The 20,360-nt window shown below is 52.0% G+C and carries 21 protein-coding genes; 16 read left to right on the top strand and 5 right to left on the bottom strand.

The window, feature by feature from the left end; translation table 11 throughout:
- Positions 1 to 7: 7 nt before the first annotated feature.
- The 12 genes from F459_RS0105330 (at position 8) to F459_RS0105275 (ending at position 11,482) form a co-directional block, all read left to right on the top strand.
- A complete protein-coding gene (locus F459_RS0105330; protein WP_020611701.1) occupies positions 8 to 658 on the top strand; it encodes an amino acid ABC transporter permease in 651 nt (216 codons plus the stop codon).
- Between the two features lie 3 nt (positions 659 to 661).
- Positions 662 to 1,318 carry an amino acid ABC transporter permease gene (locus F459_RS0105325; RefSeq protein WP_020611700.1) on the top strand — a complete coding sequence of 219 codons (657 nt, stop codon included), beginning with the start codon at positions 662 to 664 and terminating at the stop codon, positions 1,316 to 1,318.
- Positions 1,319 to 1,333: 15 nt separating this feature from the next.
- The gene (gene alr, locus F459_RS0105320) at positions 1,334 to 2,449 is read left to right on the top strand and encodes an alanine racemase (RefSeq protein ID WP_020611699.1); all 1,116 of its coding nucleotides are present in this window, start codon (positions 1,334 to 1,336) and stop codon (positions 2,447 to 2,449) included.
- A 45-nt stretch (positions 2,450 to 2,494) separates the two neighbouring features.
- Positions 2,495 to 3,679, top strand: a complete 1,185-nt coding sequence (locus tag F459_RS0105315) for a pyridoxal phosphate-dependent aminotransferase (RefSeq protein ID WP_020611698.1) — start codon at positions 2,495 to 2,497, stop codon at positions 3,677 to 3,679.
- 174 nt (positions 3,680 to 3,853) lie between these two features.
- Positions 3,854 to 4,873, top strand: a complete 1,020-nt coding sequence (locus F459_RS0105310) for a PTS transporter subunit IIC (protein WP_020611697.1) — start codon at positions 3,854 to 3,856, stop codon at positions 4,871 to 4,873.
- 11 nt (positions 4,874 to 4,884) lie between these two features.
- Positions 4,885 to 5,091, top strand: coding sequence for a YwbE family protein (locus F459_RS0105305; RefSeq protein WP_013253949.1), 207 nt, complete (start codon positions 4,885 to 4,887; stop codon positions 5,089 to 5,091).
- A gap of 36 nt (positions 5,092 to 5,127) precedes the next feature.
- On the top strand, positions 5,128 to 6,927 hold the full coding sequence (locus tag F459_RS0105300; RefSeq protein WP_020611696.1) for a cache domain-containing protein: 1,800 nt from the start codon (positions 5,128 to 5,130) through the stop codon (positions 6,925 to 6,927).
- On the top strand, positions 6,924 to 7,460 hold the full coding sequence (locus F459_RS0105295; protein WP_020611695.1) for a cupin domain-containing protein: 537 nt from the start codon (positions 6,924 to 6,926) through the stop codon (positions 7,458 to 7,460). The genes F459_RS0105300 and F459_RS0105295 overlap by 4 nt, the downstream gene beginning before the upstream one ends.
- A gap of 37 nt (positions 7,461 to 7,497) precedes the next feature.
- Positions 7,498 to 7,791, top strand: coding sequence for a hypothetical protein (locus F459_RS0105290; RefSeq protein ID WP_020611694.1), 294 nt, complete (start codon positions 7,498 to 7,500; stop codon positions 7,789 to 7,791).
- A 21-nt stretch (positions 7,792 to 7,812) separates the two neighbouring features.
- Positions 7,813 to 8,988, top strand: coding sequence for an N-acetylglucosamine-6-phosphate deacetylase (gene nagA, locus F459_RS0105285; protein WP_020611693.1), 1,176 nt, complete (start codon positions 7,813 to 7,815; stop codon positions 8,986 to 8,988).
- On the top strand, positions 8,985 to 10,700 hold the full coding sequence (locus F459_RS0105280; RefSeq protein ID WP_020611692.1) for a sensor histidine kinase: 1,716 nt from the start codon (positions 8,985 to 8,987) through the stop codon (positions 10,698 to 10,700). Before nagA ends, F459_RS0105280 begins: the two co-directional genes overlap by 4 nt.
- The gene (locus tag F459_RS0105275) at positions 10,700 to 11,482 is read left to right on the top strand and encodes a response regulator transcription factor (protein ID WP_020611691.1); all 783 of its coding nucleotides are present in this window, start codon (positions 10,700 to 10,702) and stop codon (positions 11,480 to 11,482) included. The genes F459_RS0105280 and F459_RS0105275 overlap by 1 nt, the downstream gene beginning before the upstream one ends.
- Here F459_RS0105275 and F459_RS0105270 read toward each other — a convergent pair.
- From F459_RS0105270 to F459_RS0105250, 5 genes are all read right to left on the bottom strand, one after another.
- Positions 11,435 to 12,022 carry an HAD family hydrolase gene (locus tag F459_RS0105270; protein ID WP_020611690.1) on the bottom strand — a complete coding sequence of 196 codons (588 nt, stop codon included), beginning with the start codon at positions 12,020 to 12,022 and terminating at the stop codon, positions 11,435 to 11,437. The genes F459_RS0105275 and F459_RS0105270 overlap by 48 nt on opposite strands.
- Positions 12,023 to 12,025: 3 nt before the next feature.
- Positions 12,026 to 12,865: a carbohydrate ABC transporter permease gene (locus F459_RS0105265; protein WP_013253957.1), complete on the bottom strand. Its 840-nt coding sequence runs from the start codon at positions 12,863 to 12,865 to the stop codon at positions 12,026 to 12,028.
- Positions 12,865 to 13,863 carry a carbohydrate ABC transporter permease gene (locus F459_RS0105260; RefSeq protein ID WP_020611689.1) on the bottom strand — a complete coding sequence of 333 codons (999 nt, stop codon included), beginning with the start codon at positions 13,861 to 13,863 and terminating at the stop codon, positions 12,865 to 12,867. The genes F459_RS0105265 and F459_RS0105260 overlap by 1 nt, the downstream gene beginning before the upstream one ends.
- A 4-nt stretch (positions 13,864 to 13,867) precedes the next feature.
- Positions 13,868 to 15,169, bottom strand: a complete 1,302-nt coding sequence (locus F459_RS0105255) for an ABC transporter substrate-binding protein (protein ID WP_020611688.1) — start codon at positions 15,167 to 15,169, stop codon at positions 13,868 to 13,870.
- Between the two features lie 209 nt (positions 15,170 to 15,378).
- Positions 15,379 to 16,233: an HRDC domain-containing protein gene (locus tag F459_RS0105250; protein WP_020611687.1), complete on the bottom strand. Its 855-nt coding sequence runs from the start codon at positions 16,231 to 16,233 to the stop codon at positions 15,379 to 15,381.
- A 317-nt stretch (positions 16,234 to 16,550) separates the two neighbouring features.
- Here F459_RS0105250 and F459_RS0105245 point away from each other — a divergent pair, with 317 nt between their 5' ends.
- Genes F459_RS0105245 through F459_RS0105230 form a run of 4 tightly spaced genes read left to right on the top strand, consistent with a single transcriptional unit; the run spans position 16,551 to position 20,302 of the window.
- Positions 16,551 to 17,300, top strand: coding sequence for a class I SAM-dependent methyltransferase (locus F459_RS0105245; RefSeq protein ID WP_020611686.1), 750 nt, complete (start codon positions 16,551 to 16,553; stop codon positions 17,298 to 17,300).
- Complete coding sequence (locus F459_RS0105240) at positions 17,297 to 18,475, top strand: ABC transporter substrate-binding protein (protein ID WP_020611685.1); 1,179 nt, start codon at positions 17,297 to 17,299, stop codon at positions 18,473 to 18,475. The genes F459_RS0105245 and F459_RS0105240 overlap by 4 nt, the downstream gene beginning before the upstream one ends.
- Complete coding sequence (locus tag F459_RS0105235) at positions 18,468 to 19,532, top strand: FecCD family ABC transporter permease (RefSeq protein WP_020611684.1); 1,065 nt, start codon at positions 18,468 to 18,470, stop codon at positions 19,530 to 19,532. Before F459_RS0105240 ends, F459_RS0105235 begins: the two co-directional genes overlap by 8 nt.
- Entirely contained in the window at positions 19,532 to 20,302 is a 771-nt protein-coding gene (locus F459_RS0105230) for an ABC transporter ATP-binding protein (protein WP_020611683.1), read from the top strand. Before F459_RS0105235 ends, F459_RS0105230 begins: the two co-directional genes overlap by 1 nt.
- The last annotated feature ends 58 nt before the right edge of the window (positions 20,303 to 20,360 follow it).

Below are 20,360 nucleotides of genomic sequence, written 5' to 3'. Positions count from 1 at the left end.
GTGTACCATGCAGATATATATTATTATCCAGTATCTCCCGGATTTCCTCAAAGCGGCATTGGAGACATTGAAAATTGCGTTCTTCAGTGCTTGTATTGCGCTTTTTTTGGGGCTCGTTCTGGCGACTGTAAACCAGGCAAGGATTCGGCTGCTTTCCGTGATTATCGATACATATACGATTATTATGCGGAGCACTCCACTGCTGGTTCAACTATATTTTATCTATTACGGCTTGCCTCTGCTCGGTGTCCAGGTAGATCCGTATGTGAGTTCGGTCATAGCTTTTTCGCTCAACACAGGAGCCTACGTCGTTGAGATTTTCCGCGGAGGCTTGGAAGGCATCGATAATGGACAGTTTTATGCCGCCTATTCCCTTGGCATGGGTTGGTTTGCCTGCCTCCAGTATATCATTTTCCCTCAGGTCATACAGCGGGTTATTGCTCCGCTTTTGTCTCAATTCTCATATCTGATAAAGGATACCAGCCTTGCTGCGGTATTGGTTGTCCAGGAGTTGACATATACCTATCGGAATGTTTCCTCCTCTACCTACAGGCCGATGGAAGCCTTAGTCATACCGATGATAATTTATTTCTTGCTCTACATTGTGTTCAGACTTGCTAGTATGTCCTTCGAAACCAAAAAGGCAAGCAGGGGGTAAATCATGTTCTTTGAAGATATTTCCATATTACATCAGATCCTGCGCCTTGGGAAAGCATTTCTTATCAATCTCTCTTTCCTACCAATAGTTTTGCTTATCGGCCTTATCCTGGGGTCTGTTATTGCCGTTGTTCGATATTATAGGATACGTATTCTGTCTCAGTTTTTCTCCCTTCTTGTCGAGATCATCAGGGGAGCCCCTTTCTTACTTCTGGTATATGCAACGTTTTTTATTCTTCCCAATATCGGGATTTCCCTTTCTCCGTTTGGAACGGGCGTTTTCGTATTGTCTTTCACGTCATCCGCCTTTATGTCCGAAATTTTCCTAAGTGGACTTCGCAGCATTGATGCCGGGCAGTATTTTGCCGCTGATTCGATTGGCATGAATTTTTTTCAGAAGATGACGTTGATCATTTTCCCGCAGATGATCAAATTAACGCTGCCTTCGATCGTTGGTCAGGTGATTATGACGATAAAGGATACTTCCATCGTATCTCTCGTCGGACTTGCCGAGGTGGTGAGAACATCACGACAGATGTCTTTGCTTACGCAAAACTCTTTTCTCGCATTTCTGATCGTGGGCGGGTATTTCTTTATTATCTGTTATCCGCTGATCCTCGTTTCTAAAAATCTGGAACGACGTCTTAGTACTCGCCATTAGTTTGAGGTTACCGTTATGCGTCCGACAAAGGCACGTATCGATTTAGGGTTGTATCGTCATAATATTCGGGTCATCTCGAAGAAAACCGGCGGAAGGAAGATTTGTCTGGTGGTCAAAGCAAATGCATACGGCCACGGCTCCGTAAAGATGGCAAAGGTCGGTATTGAGGCCGGTGCACAGGCCCTTGGTGTTGCTACCGTGGATGAGGCCCTTGAGCTTCGGGATGCAGGAATTGCGGCGCCTATCTTTCTATTTACGGTAGCCGACGTTTCCGAGGTCCCCCGGCTCGTTAGGTTTGATATTACTCCCTTTGCCTCCGATTTGGCATACATCAAACAGATTGAACAAGAAGCCCGAAACCAGGGAAAAGTGGCCGAGATCCATCTCAAGGTTGATACTGGCATGGGACGGCTGGGCTGTCGACCCGAAGAAGCTTTGTCCCTGGCAAGCTTTGTCGGTAATAGTAAAAACCTTATGATGGGAGGGATCTGTACGCATTTTTCCGTTTCAGATATCTCTGATCGTGCCTATACGCTCTTACAGATTAATAGGCTGGACCTACTTGTAGAGACCCTTAAATCCCAGCATATCCCTCATGGCCTTGTGCATGCTGCGAACACCGGAGCGATTATTCAGTATCCGGAGGCTTATTACGACATGGTAAGGCCCGGTCTGGGTATCTTTGGGTATCCTCCCGATCTTATCAATATGGGGAGGGATAAAGCAGACCTTCGACCGGTCCTGTCCATGGAGACAAAGATCGGACTCATTAAGACAATAAAAAAGGGGGAGAGTGTCTCCTATGGGAGAACCTTTGTTGCCGAAAACGATACACATATCGGCGTTGTAGCGGCCGGTTTCTGTGATGGCTATCCAAGAAGTCTCTCAAATAAAGGATTTGTCACAATCAAGGAGAAACACTATCCGGTTATTGGAATGGTCTGCATGGATCAATTAATCGTTGATCTTGGTCGGGATCTGCAGGTAGGCCCGGACGATACCGTGATGTTACTGGGCCATGGCCGTAATGAACCGACTATGATCGATCTTACCCAGAGGGGTAATGTCATCGTTAATGAAGTTATTTGTCGAATTCCTGCAAGAGTTCCCAAGGTCTACATCAATGAATAAATCTTGCAGCACATATTACCACAACTATTCGCAGAGGAGAATACTATGGGCAATCATCAGCAGATGAGATTTGGAAGCAAAAAACTACACTGGCTTGTTCCCGACGCTTTTGGTTTTATCCGTGAGATGAAACTGAAGCCTCCAAAAAACTTTGATACGTTTATCGACCTCTCCATCGGCGCCCCGAACCGGGCAACACCAAAAAACATTCTTGATCAATTTGTTCAGGATGTTTATGTAGAGAAGTATCACACCTACCCACCTCAATTCGGGGCTATGGAATTATGTGAGGCCGTCGCCGCGTGGTATGAGAAACGCTTCGCCGTTCGTATTGATCCCCGGACAGAGGTCTTAATCACCGTGGGAATCAAAGAGGCGATCTTCAATGCATTTCACGCATTGCTCAACCCCGGTGAGGTCCTTGTCATTCCGGATCCCGGTTATCCGACCTATTTCGAGGCTGGGGATTTTTGCGGTGCCAAGTTGATCACCTATAACAGTAACGCGAACGAGGCTGCTGTTTTGCAGGAGATCGAGGCAATTGCAGAACTCCATCATCCAAGTTATGTTGTTGTCAATTATCCTTCAAATCCGACGGGTCGACTGGTCGGCATCGACTTTTATCAACAACTCTCCCTGCTTGCATCCCGTTACGATTTCGCGGTCATGAGCGACCTGGCCTATTCGGAGATAGCGTTCGATGATAGGCGTGCTACAAGTTATCTTACAGGAAACAACGGAACCTCCATGGCCTTGGAGTTCTTTGCCTTTTCAAAGACATACAACATGGCGGGATGGCGAGTCGGCGCGATTGTTGCCCAAAAAGAGATCCTCGATGCCGTGAAACTCTACAAATCAAAGATCGATTCGAATGTGTTCTATCCTATACAGCTTGCCGCAGCGACAGCCTTGAAGAGTATGGATGAGACGTTTTATCAGGAACTTTCATCGATGTATCAAAAGCGACGTGACATTTTGTGTGCGGGATTGTCTGCATGCGGACTCCGTTTTACGAAACCGGAGGGTGCCATGTATGTCTGGGTGGAGGTCCCTGCCGGCATGAATGCCTGGGATTTTATCCAGGTGCTATATGATGATTACGGCTTTGTGGGAGTTCCCGGCACGGCGTATGGAAAGAACGGTGGAGGATATATCCGCTTAGGCCTGGTCCAGGAAGAAGCGGTACTGGAAGAGGTTGCCAAGCGTCTCGGATCGGGAAAATTCGCATAGACTCTGTTTATAAGGTTGGCGAAGGTATCGGCATATTTTTTTGAATAAGCGGCCGTGGCTCAGCTCTACGGCCGCTTTCTCTACTCATTGAATGGTTGTAAACCGACGCCTGCGGCTTGCCAAAAGCGTAAATATGATTACCATAATCAAAACCCTCTGTAAGGAGAGCAGCATATGGCAAAGCCGGCAGGGAAGGTGAAAAAGTACATTATCAATGTTCTTAACGGGATGGCTCTCGGGCTTTTTGCAAGCCTCATCATCGGCCTTATCTTGAAACAGATAGGTACCTATGCGGGATGGAGCCTGCTTGCCCGGTTCGGACAGATTGCCCAGTACATGATGGGCCCGGCCATCGGCGCCGGTGTCGCCTCATCGGTCGGGGCAGGGCCATTGGGAATTTTTGCGTCGATTATTACCGGAGCCGTGGGAGCCGGAAGTATAACCTTTTCCGATACCGGTGCGCTTCTTCATATTGGTGAGCCGGTAGGTGCTCTCCTCGCCGCCTTGGTGGGAGCCGAGTTCAGTAAGCTTGTCCAGGACCGGACAAAGCTCAATATCATTCTGGTGCCCGCCGGTACCATCATCGTCGGTTCCCTTACCGGCGCTTTTCTTGCTCCCTGGGTTGCCAAGCTTATGAGTGCCATAGGCGCTTTTATTAATCTGCTTACCACCCTCTATCCCTTACCCATGGGGATCCTCGTCGCAACGACCATGGGTATCATCCTGACCCTACCCATATCGAGTGCTGCCATCGCAATCAGCTTGGGCCTATCCGGGCTTGCCGCCGGGGCTAGTACTATCGGCTGCAGCTGCCAAATGATCGGGTTTGCGGTGATAAGCTTTCGGGAGAACCGCTGGGGCGGTTTGATCAGCCAGGGGCTGGGGACCAGCATGATCCAGATCCCCAATATCGTCCGAAATCCCAGGGTGTGGTTTCCGCCGATTATCGCCAGCGCCATCTTGGGACCCGTCGGAACGGTTGTTTTTCATATGGAAAACAACCGTATCGGAGCGGGCATGGGAACCAGCGGCCTTGTAGGTCAATTTGCAACGATCGAGACCATGGGCCTCAAGGCCATTCCTCAGATCCTTTTGCTGCATTTTATTCTTCCCGCCCTTATTTCGCTGGGGATTAGTGAATGGATGCGACGTAAGGGATGGATCGCCGAAGGCGATATGGATCTCAGAGTATAGAGGAGGATACGATGAACGACGGTCGCTATCGTAAAAACATCAAACCCGGCATGGAGGTCGCCATCGTTCTGAAAAAGGACCAGCGAAGTGGGGCTCTGACCGAGGGTAGAGTGGATCGGCTTCTGACGAAATCCGACTTTCATCCACATGGCATCAAGGTAATGCTTGAGGATGGACAGGTGGGAAGGGTAAAGCAGATCTTCAAATCGGAAGAATAAGTTGTACTTGAAGATGAGCTACCTTACAATAAGGAAATGAGTCAACATCGCAGCAAAGGTGGGTCAATTAAAAGCCGGTTTATCGTAATTGTGCTTTTTTCCCTCTTGCCTTTTCTTCTTGCCGTGGGATCCTCTACCTATGTTGTGTATCTGCTTTCCGCAGATTACCTTCAGACCCAGATTAAGAGCTCTACTCGGACGCTCCATAATCTGATCGGCTCGCTTTTGAGAAATAGCGTGCGTTCTTATCTTCGTTCAAAGGTGGAAGTCGGTGTCGATATCGTCAAAGAAGCGCTTCGCGAACAGGGCTTGGCGGACCTCCCCGAAGAGGAGTGGCCGGTCTCCCTCCCTCCGGAGCTTGAAGAGCGACTGGTAAACTCGCTTTTATCCTTCCATGTCGGAGAATCCGGTTACTATTACGGTATTCGTAGTGATGGTACCGTCTTTTTTCATCCCGATCCCCAAATTGCAGGTAGTAATCAGCGTGAGAGAGAACCGGTGAAAGAACAGCTCTTGCTTCGTAACGGCTATCTTGAATATCGATGGCGTAATAGCGATGAAGAGGAACCGAAAAACAAAGCACTCTATATGGCATACATCCCCGAGCTCGACTGGATACTTTCGGCCACCAGCTATCGGGAGGAATTTGTGCATATCATAGATTTGGCAGCCTTACGCCGTACCATCAACTCCGTATTGATCGGTAAGGGCGGGTATTCCTATGTTATCGACAGGGCCGGAACCTTTATCGCCCACCCCTACCTCTACGGGAAGGACGCGCGAGGATACATGCCCGCCGATGAATTTAGCTCGATTCTTCAACGTTTTTATGCGGAAGGAGAAGGGATTGCCAGCTACTATTGGCGCACTCCATCCGGGAATAAACGGCGCCTGAAGATCGTAAATTTTAAGTATATCCCGGATTTCGACTGGATTGTTGCGACTGCCTTTTACTGGGACGAGATCGGCAGACCCATCCACCGTATCGTTTTCTTTAACCTGCTTATGGCTTTTCTCTCCTCCGTCGTCCTTTTTGCCCTTGTATACCGGACAAACACCTCAATCGGGCGCCATCTTATTCGTATAAGCGAGGCCCTTGAACGGGCTTCTGCCGGAGATCTTTCATCAAGAAGTGCCGAGGGAGGACCAAGGGAGATTCGGGAGCTTTCAAAAAACGTTAATCGTTTTCTTGAAGAGTTGGAGAATAAGACCGGTTCCCTTGCCGCAAGCCTGGAAGAGAAAGAGCGCCTTCTCCAGGAGATCCAACATCGTGTAAAGAATAATCTTCAGATGATCCTCAGCCTTATCAATCTGCAAAGAAACGGAGTTCTGACGGAAGAGGCCGTAAACGCCCTTGAGAAAACACACCGGAGGATAACCGGAATGGCCATGGTATATGATCATCTTTCCCGTACGAGGGAGCAGATGATCGGAGATAGCCTTTCTGTTCGAAATTTTCTGGAGGAATATATTGCGCAAATTGTTTCCTCTCACAACAGCGTCAGTTGCAACGTTGTCAATCGTATTGATGCCGTGATGTTTTCGAGGGACCTTTCCATTTATTGCGGAATGCTTGTAAATGAGCTGATTTCGGCCGCAATAGATTCCAAGGCTATCGGAGGGCAATCGGTTCTTATCGATACGGAGCTGTGGGACGAGGGGGAAAATGTGCGGCTTACAATAAAAACCGACAGTGCCGCCTTTGCCGAAGGGAATCTTCCCGAAGAAGAGTTGGTTGACGTCCTTTCTCAGCAAATCCACGGAACGGTACACCGAGAGGTTTTTGACGGGGGATCACGCTTTGAGATCAGATTTCCCGTGGGAAAGGCGGTATGATACATGAGGAGGGACGGGTGGAAGCGATCGTGAAGCGACTCATTGATACCCTGGGACTTGAGCCCCTTCCTGTAGAGGGAGGGTATTTCAGGCAAAGCTACCGATCGAAGGCGGCGCTTATGGGCGGGCGTCCCGCAGCAACTGCCATCTATTTTCTTCTTACCGCTCCCGACGGCTTTTCGGCACTACACCGTCTGGATGCAGATGAACTATTTCACTTTTATCTTGGAGATACGGTGGAAAGCCTCTTCCTTTACCCCGACGGCAGGATGGAACACATGGAATTGGGGCAAAATATTTTTTCCGGCCAGAAGCTCCAGGCCCTCTGCCCGGCAGGAACTTGGCAAGGCCATCGGATCAAACCGGGGGGAACCTGGGCCCTGATCGGTTCCACAATGGCTCCCGGTTTTTCATCGGACTGTTTTACGGGAGGCGAACGGACGGCACTTATGGATAGCTATCCCGAAGCCTCGGAACTAATAGCAGAGCTTACCCGACCGGGAAGTGATGGAGCCATGCCCGAAGGGTATTGATGGAACGGCCTGGACGCGATAGGCTTAAAAACGGAGGTTGCCTATCACCAGCTTTGAACGACAATTTCTCTATTCGGTTTTTCGCCTGATTGAACATATCAATCGACAGGAGCTGCGAAACAGCAGCAAACACCTTATCCGGAATTATATCGAAGAGTCAGGCGAGATTTCTCTTGCCGACAGGGGGCGGGAAGCCGTGGAGCGTTATACCAATACCATGCTGCCTTCTCTTCAGCGGCTGCGGGAAAAGGCAAAAATTGCCCCGCTTGAGTCCCTGGACCATCTTACCCTTCAGTTGGAGTGGGCCGCACGCCAGGCCGAAAAAGCCTGACGAAATAAGGACCAGCAAAAGATGAAAAGAATCTGGTTGACCGGCGGGACCATCCTGACCGGTTATATGAAGATGGATGCGTGCAGCCTCATGATAGAGGGGGAGCGAATAGGCGATGTCGTCACCGATCGCCGCTTTGCAGCGAAATCGATCGGGGATGATGATGTGGTCATCCCTCTTCACGGGGCCTATGTGAGCCCCGGTTTTATCGATAGTCATATTCATGGCTTTGGCGGCTTCGGTGTGGACGACTGTAGCGTCGAGTCGATCCTCGGTATGTCCCGGGCCCTCGTTTCCCATGGGGTGACAGGCTTTTGCCCCACCGTCTATACCGGAGAACGTCGGACCATGGAGAGCTCCCTTGCCGCTTGCGCCGATGCCATGGGGCAAGAGGATGGGGCGAGGATACTCGGCATCCACATGGAGGGGCCCTTTATCTCCCCCAAACGGGTCGGGGCACAATCGGCCGACGGAGTGGCCGCAGTGGACCTCGCCCTTATGGAGCGTCTCTGGCACGTCGCAGGTAAGAAAATAGTCACCATGACCGTGGCCCCCGAACTCAAAGGGATGCGGGAACTTGCCCTCTGGTGTATGAAGCGGGAGATCACCCTGCAGGCAGGCCACACCAATGCCGATTATGAACAGATGCTCGAAGGAATGCAGGCAGGCATACTCCATTCCACCCATTTTTTCAACGCCATGAGCAGGCTTCACCATCGCAACCCCGGAGCGGTGGGAACCATCATGATCCATCCCGAAATATCGTGTGAGATTATCGCCGACGGCCATCATGTCCATCCCGGACTGATAAAACTCCTCTTACGCGACAAGCCTGTCAGCAAGGTTGTTCTTGTTACCGATGCTCTTGCCCTCGCCGGGACCGGCAAGTCTGAGGGCAGGGCCAACGGTATGAAAATTTCCGACATCGACGGTGTTTTCCGCCTCGAGGACGGGACCATTGCCGGGAGTTCCCTGACCATGCTGAAGGGGATCGCCAACCTCACCGAATGGGGCGTACCTCTGGAGCATGCGGTCCAGATGGCGGGGAGTAATCCTGCCCGCATCTTCGGCTTCTCCCGCAGGGGGCTTCTCATTCCCAGTTACCAAGCCGATATCGCCGTTTTTGACCACAACTTTCGTCCCCTGATGACCTTCATCGGAGGGGATCTTGCGTTCAAAGCGGATAAGATCACATGAGAAGACGGGAGAAGCGGCAGGCCTATTTCACCCGTCTTTTGATCTCGTTCTTTCTCGTCGGAATTCTTCCCCTTGCCGCTGCAAGTATCAGCTTCTACGCCTCCAGCCTTCGCGCCATTCTCAGAGCCAACAGCCAGCGTGGTAGAGATGCGGCGGCCATCGCCGCCTCGGCCCTGGCCGATCAGCTGGATATCTATCGTCATATCGCATACTCGGTTTCCAAGCTCCCGATTGTCCTCGATGCCTTTAGTCTGGAAGAAAAAGCCCGGGACTCCGCATGGCTCAAAGAGCTTTACCAATCCCTTTACGCCGAGATCGGCGGCCATCTCTACGAAACCTCGGTCCATATTCTCGGATCCGGGGGGCAGATTTCCTATTCCACCCATCAGCTTCCCCATCGATACGACCTCTCCTATTACGAAAATATGGAGGGTATTTTTTCCGAGAGCAGACCCAATCCCGATCGCACCTACCTCTACCTCGATCCCTTTCTTTCCGAGCGGGGAGAACGGGTCGCCTGCTCGTTTTTGCGGGATATTCCCGGTGGTTATGTGGTGGTCGATGTTCTTGCCTCTGCCCTGATATCGGCAGGGGCGCAACCCGTTTTTGATTCCATGATCCTCATCGACCAGGAGCGGCTGAAGGCCTTTGATTTCTTCCGTCCGGAGAGAGACGGGACCTTTGATCACTTTCCCGAACTCACCTTTATGGGCGAGGCCGAACGGAGCATGATTGCGGAGGGCAAAACAATCATGGAGGGAAGTCTATTGGTTATTCCCAGGGCCGTTGCCGATACCTCTCTTGTTTTGCTGGGGACCGTCCACTCCGATCAGTATCGCCTTGCCCTGAAGCCGCTCTGGGAAATCGGTCTCTGGATACTCCTTGTCCTCATCGTCACCGTGGTACTGACCGCCTGGCGCATCAGCAGGCAGATTGGAACCCCTGTCCATGCAGTCGTTGCTGCCATGGAGTTGATCACCGAAGGGGTTCCCCCGAAACTCCCCGAAACAAAGCGCCATGATGAGCTTGGGCTTCTCGTCACCAGCTACAACCGCATGGTGGAGCGGCTCGACGAGTTGGTGGAGCGTACCCGGGAGGAGGAGCGCGCCCTTCAGGCGGCCGAACGCAAGGCCCTGCAGGCTCAGATCAATCCGCATTTCCTCTATAATACCCTCGGCACCATCAAGTCCATCGCAAAGTTGCGTGGCGTTCCCGAAATCGTTGATATTACTACGGGCCTGGGACGGCTTTTTCGAGCCGCCGTCGGTGGCGACGGGGCTTTCGTTCCTCTTCGCGAAAGTATCGATATTCTCAAAAGCTATATTGCCATCCAACACTATCGTTTCGGTGAGCGTCTTTATGCCCGATTCCTTATCCCGGAGGAGCTTGCCGATTTTTCCGTTCCCCGGCTTATTTTGCAGCCGATTGTTGAAAATGCGGTGGTCCACGCCCTTGACAGCTCACTAAAACCGCTGGAGCTCACGATTTGTGCCCGGAAGGCGGCCGACCATGTTATCATTACAATCAGAGACGATGGTCCGGGGATCGAGCCCGGCCGTTTACGGCAGGTTATTGAGGAATCCGATCGGGTCGGCATTGCAAATGTTCGCAGACGTATGGAGCTGCTCTATCAGAATAGGGGCGGCTTTTCCATAGAATCCCCGCCGGATGGAGGAACCCTCGTCACCTTTCTTTTCCCCTTGGAGGAGTGATGTATTCGGTGCTGATTGTCGAGGACGAACCCTATCTCCGGCAGGAGCTTGTCGAAACCGTTCCCTGGGAGCGCCACGGTTTCAGGGTTGTCGCAGAGGCCGGAACCGAAGAGGAAGCAGAGGCTCTCTATCAGGAGCATCGTCCCGACCTTGTCGTAACGGACATACGGCTGCCCGCCGGCAGCGGACTTGACCTCTTGCAGCGCACCTCTCCCCGGGTCGCGATTGTCATTACCGGTCATGACGAGTTTGACTATGCACGACGTGCCATCCGCCTTGGCGTCGTCGATTTTCTTCTTAAGCCCATCGATGATGCAGAGCTTGAAGGGGCCTTGAGAAGATGTCAGCTCTTACTTGCCGGTAAGCCTCCTCTTCCCGACACCGTCCCCGCTTCCCTGATCCCCTATGATATGGAAAATTACGACAGCAGAGAACGCCATGTCGTAGCAGCCGAGGATTTTATCCGCAGACGCTACCGGGAAGATATTTCCCTCTCCGCCGCGGCATCGGAACTGGGATTGAGCGAAAGCTACCTTTCGAGAATCATCCGGGATCTGAGAAATCGTACCTTTGTAGAGATGTTGACCTCCTACAGGCTGAGGGCCGCAGTTGAACTGCTTGGCGACCAGCGTTTGAGGGTAGGGGAGATTGCTTCACTGTGCGGATTTCGTGACCAGGGCTATTTTGCCCGGACCTTTAAGCGCAGCTTCGGTCTCTCCCCGACCCTGTATCGTTCACGCATCCAAAACGTCGATGGCCGAAACGGCAAGGAAGGATTCTAAGCCGGCCCTTCCGGTAAAACGGTGAGAGCGTATTCCTATCCCCTGTGCCGCCTTAACATTTTCTTCCAGATCGTCGGTGAAACGTGTCTCTGCTGCCGTAGCCCCCTCTTTTTTCAGGATGTAGCGAAAAAACTGCGGATCCGGCTTTGCCAGACCCATGATGTGGCTGGCATAAACCTTGTCGAAGACCCCGTAATCGCCCGCCTTCACGTGGTGTTCGTAATGGGAGGCTATGGTATTGGTCCCGCATACCACGCGGTGACCTGTCCGCCTCAAGCGATCGATTACATCGACCATGGAGGCATCGACCACCGGCTTGAACAGGGTTGAGAGATAATCTTCTTTCACCTCGATACCGTAGTGTTTTGTAAAAATCCTCCAGAACTCCCGGGTATCGATCCTCCCCGTACTCAGGCCCCAAAACTCATCCCCACAGACCCTTCTCAAATCGGCAAGCTCGATTCCTGTTTTTTCGGCTATCTGTGGAAGGACCTCAACATTGCTGCTGACGACATTTCCCATATCGAATATGATCAGCATGCTTTAGCCCTTCCTGCTTGAGTACACTGCCGCCCCGCTGACAAAGTAGTTGCTTAGGGCAAAAAACAAAATAAACATCGGAACACTTGCGATCAATGCCACCGCCATCATTGCACCCTCGTCGGTGTGCATTTCGGCGGTAAATTTCACAATATAGAGGGGAATGGTCTTCATCTTCTCGGTCTGGGCGATCAGAAGCGGCCAAAGCAGGTTGTCCCATTGAGAGCGAAAGGCCAAGATGGCCAAGGTTGCAATGGCAGGCCCGGTATTTGGCAGAATCACCTGACGATAGATGGCAAATTCGCTCATGCCGTCGACCCGTGCCGCGTCGATGAACTCATTCGGAAAGGTTATCAGGTATTGTCGCATCATAAAGACCCCGAAGGCGTTCACCAGAAAGGGAAGAATCAGGCCCTGATAGCTGTTTTGCAATCCCATCTTGGTAATGACCATATACAGCGGTATCATGATCGCCTCAAAGGGGATCATCATGGTCGCCATGATCATAAGAAAGACAAGATCGCGTCCCCGATAGGAGAACTTCGAGAGGCTGTAGCCGGTCAGGCTGCTGATGAGCACCGTGGTAATACTGACGACCGAAGCGACAACCAGGCTGTTGAAGATATTGCGAATAAAGATGAAACTTCCGTCGTTTCCCGCAACGGCATGGACGAAATTCTCCACATGAAGATGCTTTGGTATCCAGCGATAGGGCATCTTTACGATATCGGATGCGGGCATGAGACTTGCCGTAATCATGAAAACAAGGGGAGCTGCGACAAAGATCAGGGCAAGGGCGAGAATGATGCGGGCGAGAACGCCGGGTAGAGATATTCTGTTCATTAGTAACTTACCTCATCGCTTTTGGAGGTGGAGAACTGGAGCCAGGTAAAGAAGAGCATGATGGCAAAGAGGATGATACTCATGGCGCTGGCTCTCCCGATCCGCTGATCCCTAATTCCCGTATTGTAGATATTCATGGTGATGACGTTGATCGGTCCCTGGGGAGCCCCTGACTGGGTAAAGAGGTACTGGGTGCTGAAGGTCTTCAGGCACTGCAGCATCGACATAATGGATACCAGTACCACCGTCGGTTTTAAGAGTGGGAGGGTGATCCTCCAGAATGACTGCCAGCTGCTTGAGCCGTCGATCCTTGCCGCCTCGTAAAGCGTCGGCGGAATGGATGCGATCCCCGAGATAAAAATGATGACGAAGTAACCTACATACTTCCAGAAATAGACCAGCATGGTTGCCATCTGGACCATGGTGGCATCTGCAAACCACTTATGATCGACCCCCGGGGTATTCATGACGAAATTCACCCACTGGTTGGCAAGCCCTCTCGGGTCGAAGATCAAAAGCCAAATAGCAGCCGCCACCACCGACGATAGTACCGCCGGGCTGTAGTAGGCCATCTGCAGAAACTTTTGCCCCCGCCTCATCTGGGTGATGAGCACGGCGAGAATCAGGCTTGCCACCAGGAGGGGAATAAAGGTCCCCAGGGTAAAGACGATGGTTGCCCTGATCGAGTTCCAGAAATCGGCGGAAGTGAGCAGGTAATGATAGTTCTCAAGGCCGATGAAGGTCGGCGGCTTGAGGCTCAGCACCTTTTTTCGAAACAAGCTCGTGAAAAGGGCGTTGATGATCGGGTAGAAGCTGAAAAGACTAAAAAAGAGGATCGCCGGCAGGACAAAAATCATCCCCCAGCGGTCCTGATGCCGCTTCAGCGGCGATGATGCGTGATGTCGGGACATCTGATTATACTCCGGATAAAGAATTGAAAGAAACGGGCGGGGAAGGTGGAAAAGCCTTCCACTCCTTCCCTTCGCCCGAGCATACAAAGGATTACTCCTCGTCGAGAAGTTCCTGGGCCTCGGCCTTGAGGGTTGCATAGGCCTTTTCGCTGGAGACGCCGCTGAGCATGACCGATTCGACGGCCTGCTTGATCAGCTCCTGCATCTTAGCGCTGTTTTCGCCGTAATAGACAATGTGACCCTTTTCCATATCGTTGCTGAAAACGCTGGAGTAGGGCATGTTTTTAAAGGTCTCCGACTCCATGAGCTTTTTAGTAGGCTGGATGATATTGACGGTGGTTAAGTACTCCTCTCCGTGGCCCAGCATATAGCCGATGAACTTCCACGCGGCCTCCTGGCGCCTCGATGATGTTTGCCCATTTACCATGTAATAGTGGCCGTAATAGCAGCCTGCCACCTCGTTCTTGGCATTGGCAAACTGGGGATAGGGGACCACCATCCAGTTCCCGCTGTCGTAGAATTCCGGATCGTCCGCCTTGATCCGCCCCTGCTGATAGAGCCCGGTCATAGCCATGGCAATATCGTTATTGTCGTAGTTGAAAAGTTTTCGGGCGTTTTTGTAGGTCGGGGCCCCGAGATTTCGTCCGTTCGGTCCCCATGCCTTCATATAGTTGAGGAACTCGATCCACGCCTCTTCCCCGACAATAGCGGTCTTTCCGTCATCGCTGATCAGCTTTCCGCCCAGCTGCTCCACCATGGGCACCATCGAAACCAAATAGTAGGGATAACGAAAATCGAAACCCCGGCGGGTAATGATATCGCCATTGCGAATAATCAGCTTCTCCGAAACATCGGCGACCTCTTCCCACGTCTTGGGATAATCGGTCTCCGGATCAAGTCCGGCATCGCGAAACACATTCTTGTTGATGTAGATGCACCAGTTGGTCAGTTCCAAAGGCAAACCGTAGATCTTACCATCCATGATGACGGGATCAAGCACTTTCGGAATGTAGGCATCTTTCAGTGCCGTCAGGTTATCATACCCGACTGCTTTCGGATCGACCGGTGAAAGCCGCCCGTTGGCGATGTAGGCGTACTCATCCTCGATGGACATATTGAAGATATCGGGCCCCTGATTTGCTGCAAAGGCGGTAAGCACCAGCTCCTGGATCTTAGTGGACGAATGGGTGACCCGTTTGATGGTGATTTCGGGGTTTGCGGCCTCGAATTCCTGGATGTATCGCTCTTCGATAACCGTCCTGTTTGGATCTTCATGGGTCCAGAACACTAGTTCTATGGGCCCCTCTTCGGCCGCCTGTTCCTGGCCTCCGTTTGCAAAAAGCGAGACGGATACCAGCGTGCAGATCAGCAACGGCAGCAGTAGACGCTTCATGTGATTCCTCCTGTATGGTTCGTATACAAAAATTGTACCCGCACCAAGAGGAGACGAACAATCGGAACTTTTTGTCTTCCTTGGTAGAATTTTGACCTATTGGGCGGGGGAGTGCCCCCGCGCTTCATAGCCGCATCTTCCCCTTCGCTTTTTCCGGCTCCGCTTCTCCGCTCCGCCGGGCGAAGGGGTCGGCTATTGCGCTCCCCCCTTTAGCTCAAGGCTTCCGTGAAACGGTGACGAAGCTCCTGGGCCCGGCTCGGATGCATCCGTTTCGGCAGCCGGATCCCATTCGGTTTCAATCGTGAAGCGGCAAGCAAAAAGAGCTCATCGTTTGAGACCACTCTGTTGGGCGGCAGATCAAGCTCTCGTGCATACTCATCCCGTATGGAAAAAAGGCGTGAGAATTGGTCCCTACCGCTCTTGGGCATACAGAGAAAACGCTTTTTCTTGAAAAGGCCGGGTGTACCCTCCTTGTCAATCGGGCGGCTCGTCACCTCGCTGTTCTGCCGCTCGTACTCATTGCTGAGCCCCTCTTTTTCCAGGCGCCTGAAAAGCTCCTCCTTGAGCGTGAAAAGGTGAAGTACGTCGGCGGCGGCATATTCCAGGGCATCGCCATCGATGGGGCGGCTCATCCAATCGTACTGCTGAAACTTTTTCTTCGGCTTTTCCTCGATATGCAGGACCGAAGAGAGCACCGAAGCAAGCCCCTTTTTCTGGAAATCAAGCAGAACCACCGCAGGCATGAGATCGCACACCTCGTTGAAATATATACCGTACCTTCGATAGAGCAGGGTTCTGTCGCTGCTGCAATCGTAGACAATCTTTCGAAAGGAGCCGGACTCGAATATCTCTCTGACCAGGGCAAGGTCCACAGCCAGGGGATCGACAACGGCAAGAACTTCGCCGTCCCATACCTGGACCAGGCAAAGATGCTCGCCGTAGCGGTGGAGGTTGAACTCCCCCTCGATGTCCACGGCGATCTCACGAACTCCCCTCGCCTTGATATCATCAAGCCAGGCCGAAGTGGCCTGGTCACTGTCAAGAAACCGAATATGCTCACTCATTGAAGCCACCATACCCCATCTTTATGCGGGAAGGCAAGCTGATTGTGGAAGGCAAATTGCTCGTTGCAGACACTCCCCTTGCCTTGAGTACTATAATATCGTCAATCTTTCTTTCATCATAAGGCATTACACAGTCGAATGTTCCATGGATTGACTTTCGGAAAAGCGGCATTATATAGTAGTGCAAGGCATGAAGCCCCATTCAGGATAAAAAGGCCTGAGCCATTGTAGAAAGTTTTCCCTCAAAGGTTCCCATGAAGGGACTCTATCGGAGACGAACTCCTTACTAACATTTTTACGTGAAGATCGGAGTTCTCATGTCTGATGTAAAATCGCACATCCAAGCGTACTGGCGCGGACGAAGTGCTACGTACGACCGGTTTCCTGCTTCAAGAAAAGAAGAGGAAGAGATACAGGCCTATGAAGCGGTCCTCGGCCGCTATATCCCTCCCAATCGGGCGGAAATTCTCGATGTCGGAGCTGGGACAGGTTTTTTCTCGCTTCTTTTGGCACAGAAGGGGCACCGTATTACTGCCCTGGATTTGACCCGGGAGATGCTGGACAGGGCCCGGGAGAAAGCGGCCGCTCTTAATCTGAATCTCAATTTTGTGATTGGCGATGCCGAGAACCTGCCTTTTGAAAGTGAATCATTCGATTTTGTCGTATCCAGGTGGCTTTTGTGGACCCTTCCTCATCCCAATCGGGCGGTACTGGAGTGGAAACGCGTACTAAAACCCGGTGGCTGCGTGCTCTGTATCGACGGACTGTGGCATAGCAACGGCCTTACCGGTCGCCTGAAAGCCGTATGCCGCAAGGCCGGTCTCATCCTGTACAACAGGACAAAGCCCTCCGATCTGGGCTATAGCGAAGAGGTCAGCAGTCAGCTTCCCTTTCGTCGGGGTGTTGAACCTGAACAAGCCGTAGAACAGTTTCGGCAATGCGGTTTGTCCGACATCACACGAGAAACCCTTCATGAGATACGAAGGATACGGGCACGGAATATGCCGCTGCTCTACCGGCTTTCCCTTGCCCCCGCCACCGAATTAATCAAAGGAGTAAAAGAATGAATATAGTATCATGTGTGAGAAAAACCCTTCTTCATGCTGTCGTTGCTGCGATTCTTATGCTGACCGCGGCCCTGTCCCTTTTTGCCGGTGGTGCAACGGAACTACAGTCATCTACAGCGGAAATGCAGGCAGCTACTCCCATAACCGATCTTGCAGGAAGGGTCGTGAATGTAAAGCTGCCGGCAGAGCGTATCGTTCTTGCATCATCCCGCCATCTGCATGAATTTGCCGCAGTCGGTGGGGCCGAGGTGTTTGACAGGATATGCGGCTGGGGATCCGATCTGAAACTATACGATATGGATACCTACCGTACCTATAAAGAGGCTTTTCCCCAAATTGATGAAATCAGGGATATCGGTTACCACTATAAGGGAACATTTAGTCTGGAAACCGTCGTCGGTCTGGCTCCCGATGTGGTTGTCTTCCCTTTGTGGCTGCAATCCCAGGACGGCATAGACGCTGACATTGAATCCCTTGCCCAGGCAGGCATTCCCGTCGTATATATCGACTACTATATCGATCCCTTCAAACATCCTGTACCCAGTACCCTTATCATCGGGCAACTTCTCGGTAAGCAGGAGCGGGCAAAGGAAATCACCGATTATTATGAACATCAGATACAGGTGGTGACCGATCGCTTGAACGAGTCCGAAGTCCGAAACGTAACGGCATACATTGAATCCGGCTCAAAGGGATCTTCGGAATACGGCAACACCTATTCATCGACTCAGGGGCTGGGAGCGCTTATTGCCACCGGCGGCGGAACCAATATTGCCGATGGGATCATTCAGAACACCGGTCCCATCAATCCGGAATACCTTCTGGAAGCCGATCCCGATGCCATCATAATCAGCGGCTCCTACTGGCCGGCCAATGAAACATCCATGCGGCTCGGCTATCATGCCGAAGAGGCCTCTTCCCGTGTCCTGCTTGAGAATTTCACACACCGCGAGGGATGGGAGTTTCTCAAGGCCGTACAAAATAAACGAGTCTACGGTTTGTTTCACGGATTCTCTTTCAGAATCTACAATTTTGCCGGAATACAGGCGGTCGCCTGCTGGCTCCACCCCGAACTGTTTGCCGACGTCGATCCCGCAGAAAACTTCAGAGAATTCCATGAACGGTTCATGCCGGTTCCCTACAGCGGTGTATGGATGTTGGGACTCGATGACTGAAACAGATAAGAAAGGGGTATCTCCTTCACGGGCACTATACCGGATCATTACAGGCAGAAAGAAAATCATGCTTACGGTTCTGCTTCTGGTCATCATGCTGTTATTGATGGGAGATATCGTGACGGGGCCGGTACCTCTTTCCCTAAAGACGGTTATCCGATCCCTGTTGAGGCCGGGGCATGAGGATCAAATGTCCGGTTTCATCATCTGGCGTCTGAGGCTGCCCGTTGCCCTCATGGCGATACTGGCGGGCGGGGGGCTTTCGGCGGCGGGAGCCGAAATGCAGACTATCTTGCATAATCCTTTGGCCAGCCCCTTTACCATGGGGGTGTCCGCAGCCGCCGGGTTTGGGGCCGCCCTCGCCATTGTGCTCGGCGTCGGCATACTACCGTGGGCAGGGCCGGTTTTGATTCCTGCCAATGCCTTTCTGTTTTCCCTCCTGACCAGTGCGCTGGTGCTGGCCTTGAACGGAAGAAGGGAGCTGAGTTCCGAGACCATGGTTTTGGCGGGGATAGCCGTACTGTTTCTCTTTCAGTCCGGTATTGCCGTGCTTGAATTTTTTGCCGCTGAAGAACAGCTGCAGGCCATCGTTTTCTGGCTGTTCGGCAGCCTGACAAAAACGACCTGGCCCCGATTGGGGGTAACGGCTCTGGTATGCGGCATTGTCCTTCCTCTGTTTGCAAAGGAGGCCTGGAAACTGACGGCTCTCAGGCTGGGAGACGCAAAAGCCGTCAGCCTCGGCATCAATGTGGGGCATCTGAGAATGCGGATACTGGTTCTGATTTCGCTCTTGACAGGTACCATCGTCGCTTTTACCGGAACCATAGGCTTCATCGGCCTGGCAGGTCCCCATATCGCCCGCATGTTCACAGGGGAGGACCAACGCTTTTTCCTTCCTGCCTCTTTTCTTTGCGGTTCGCTGCTGCTTTCCCTGGCGTCTATTCTGAGCAAGCTCATCATTCCGGGAACCATTTTTCCCCCGGGGGTGATAACCTCGTTCATCGGTGTGCCCTTTTTGCTGGTGCTGCTCCTTAAGCCGGGAAGGAGGTTTCGGTGATGCTTGTTACAGAAAATTTGACCTTTGCCTACACGCCGGCCGTTCCTGTTCTCCGCGGGATTACCATGACCGCCCTTCCCGGAAAGATTACGGCTTTAATCGGCCCGAATGCGGCCGGAAAATCGACCCTCCTGAAATGCCTTTCCCATATGGAGGGGGCAACGGGAATCGTAAGATGGGACGACTGTGTCAAAAACAGAAAGAACAGGGCAAGGTGGCACCGCCTTATCGGCTATCTGCCTCAGTACCATGATATGCGGACCCGGATGACTGCATTTGAGTTTGTACTTCTTGGCCGTCTGGATGATCTTTCCTGGCGCCTAGGGGATGAGGACCTCGACCAGGTTATGTCGATTCTGAACAAGCTCGGCATTGCTCATCTTGCAACCCGCTATGTCGACGAACTGAGCGGCGGGCAGCAGCAGATGACATCCCTGGCCCAGACGCTGGTCGGCAGCCCTCGCGTCCTTCTTCTGGATGAACCGACAAACAGCCTTGATATCAAAAACGAGCTTCAGATGCTGGACAGAATTACGTTCTTTACGAAAGAGCATAATATAGCAACGGTTATGACCATTCACAGCCTCTCTCAGGCGGCCCGCTGTGCCGATCATGTGGTGTTGCTGCATGAGGGGCATATCGAAGCATCGGGTGCTCCCGAAGATATCCTCAATCCCGAACTCATACGAAATGTGTACGGCGTTGAGACCAGGATCATCAGGGATGGTAGGGATTATGCCGTCATTCCCAGGAGCATCGCACAGTTGTGATCAGGATATCTCAGGCCGGGGCGTCTACGTGTGTGCAGTGCTGGCCCGGATCGGTACA

Origin of the sequence: Sediminispirochaeta bajacaliforniensis DSM 16054 (assembly GCF_000378205.1) — a bacterium.
In the GTDB taxonomy this organism is placed as follows: domain Bacteria; phylum Spirochaetota; class Spirochaetia; order DSM-16054; family Sediminispirochaetaceae; genus Sediminispirochaeta; species Sediminispirochaeta bajacaliforniensis.
The sequence above is the reverse complement of the archived record's forward strand: the minus strand, read 5'-3'. Positions and strand labels throughout refer to the sequence as shown.

Excerpts from the sequence above, each read along its gene's own strand:
- F459_RS0105330 (WP_020611701.1), top strand. The coding sequence starts at position 8 with ATGCAGATATATATTATTATCCAGTATCTCCCGGATTTCCTCAAAGCG.
- F459_RS0105325 (WP_020611700.1), top strand. The coding sequence starts at position 662 with ATGTTCTTTGAAGATATTTCCATATTACATCAGATCCTGCGCCTTGGG.
- alr (WP_020611699.1), top strand. The coding sequence starts at position 1,334 with ATGCGTCCGACAAAGGCACGTATCGATTTAGGGTTGTATCGTCATAAT.
- F459_RS0105315 (WP_020611698.1), top strand. The coding sequence starts at position 2,495 with ATGGGCAATCATCAGCAGATGAGATTTGGAAGCAAAAAACTACACTGG.
- F459_RS0105310 (WP_020611697.1), top strand. The coding sequence starts at position 3,854 with ATGGCAAAGCCGGCAGGGAAGGTGAAAAAGTACATTATCAATGTTCTT.
- F459_RS0105305 (WP_013253949.1), top strand. The coding sequence starts at position 4,885 with ATGAACGACGGTCGCTATCGTAAAAACATCAAACCCGGCATGGAGGTC.
- F459_RS0105300 (WP_020611696.1), top strand. The coding sequence starts at position 5,128 with ATGAGTCAACATCGCAGCAAAGGTGGGTCAATTAAAAGCCGGTTTATC.
- F459_RS0105295 (WP_020611695.1), top strand. The coding sequence starts at position 6,924 with ATGATACATGAGGAGGGACGGGTGGAAGCGATCGTGAAGCGACTCATT.
- nagA (WP_020611693.1), top strand. The coding sequence starts at position 7,813 with ATGAAAAGAATCTGGTTGACCGGCGGGACCATCCTGACCGGTTATATG.
- F459_RS0105280 (WP_020611692.1), top strand. The coding sequence starts at position 8,985 with ATGAGAAGACGGGAGAAGCGGCAGGCCTATTTCACCCGTCTTTTGATC.
- F459_RS0105275 (WP_020611691.1), top strand. The coding sequence starts at position 10,700 with ATGTATTCGGTGCTGATTGTCGAGGACGAACCCTATCTCCGGCAGGAG.
- F459_RS0105270 (WP_020611690.1), bottom strand. The coding sequence starts at position 12,022 with ATGCTGATCATATTCGATATGGGAAATGTCGTCAGCAGCAATGTTGAG.
- F459_RS0105265 (WP_013253957.1), bottom strand. The coding sequence starts at position 12,865 with ATGAACAGAATATCTCTACCCGGCGTTCTCGCCCGCATCATTCTCGCC.
- F459_RS0105255 (WP_020611688.1), bottom strand. The coding sequence starts at position 15,169 with ATGAAGCGTCTACTGCTGCCGTTGCTGATCTGCACGCTGGTATCCGTC.
- F459_RS0105250 (WP_020611687.1), bottom strand. The coding sequence starts at position 16,233 with ATGAGTGAGCATATTCGGTTTCTTGACAGTGACCAGGCCACTTCGGCC.
- F459_RS0105245 (WP_020611686.1), top strand. The coding sequence starts at position 16,551 with ATGTCTGATGTAAAATCGCACATCCAAGCGTACTGGCGCGGACGAAGT.
- F459_RS0105240 (WP_020611685.1), top strand. The coding sequence starts at position 17,297 with ATGAATATAGTATCATGTGTGAGAAAAACCCTTCTTCATGCTGTCGTT.
- F459_RS0105235 (WP_020611684.1), top strand. The coding sequence starts at position 18,468 with ATGACTGAAACAGATAAGAAAGGGGTATCTCCTTCACGGGCACTATAC.
- F459_RS0105230 (WP_020611683.1), top strand. The coding sequence starts at position 19,532 with ATGCTTGTTACAGAAAATTTGACCTTTGCCTACACGCCGGCCGTTCCT.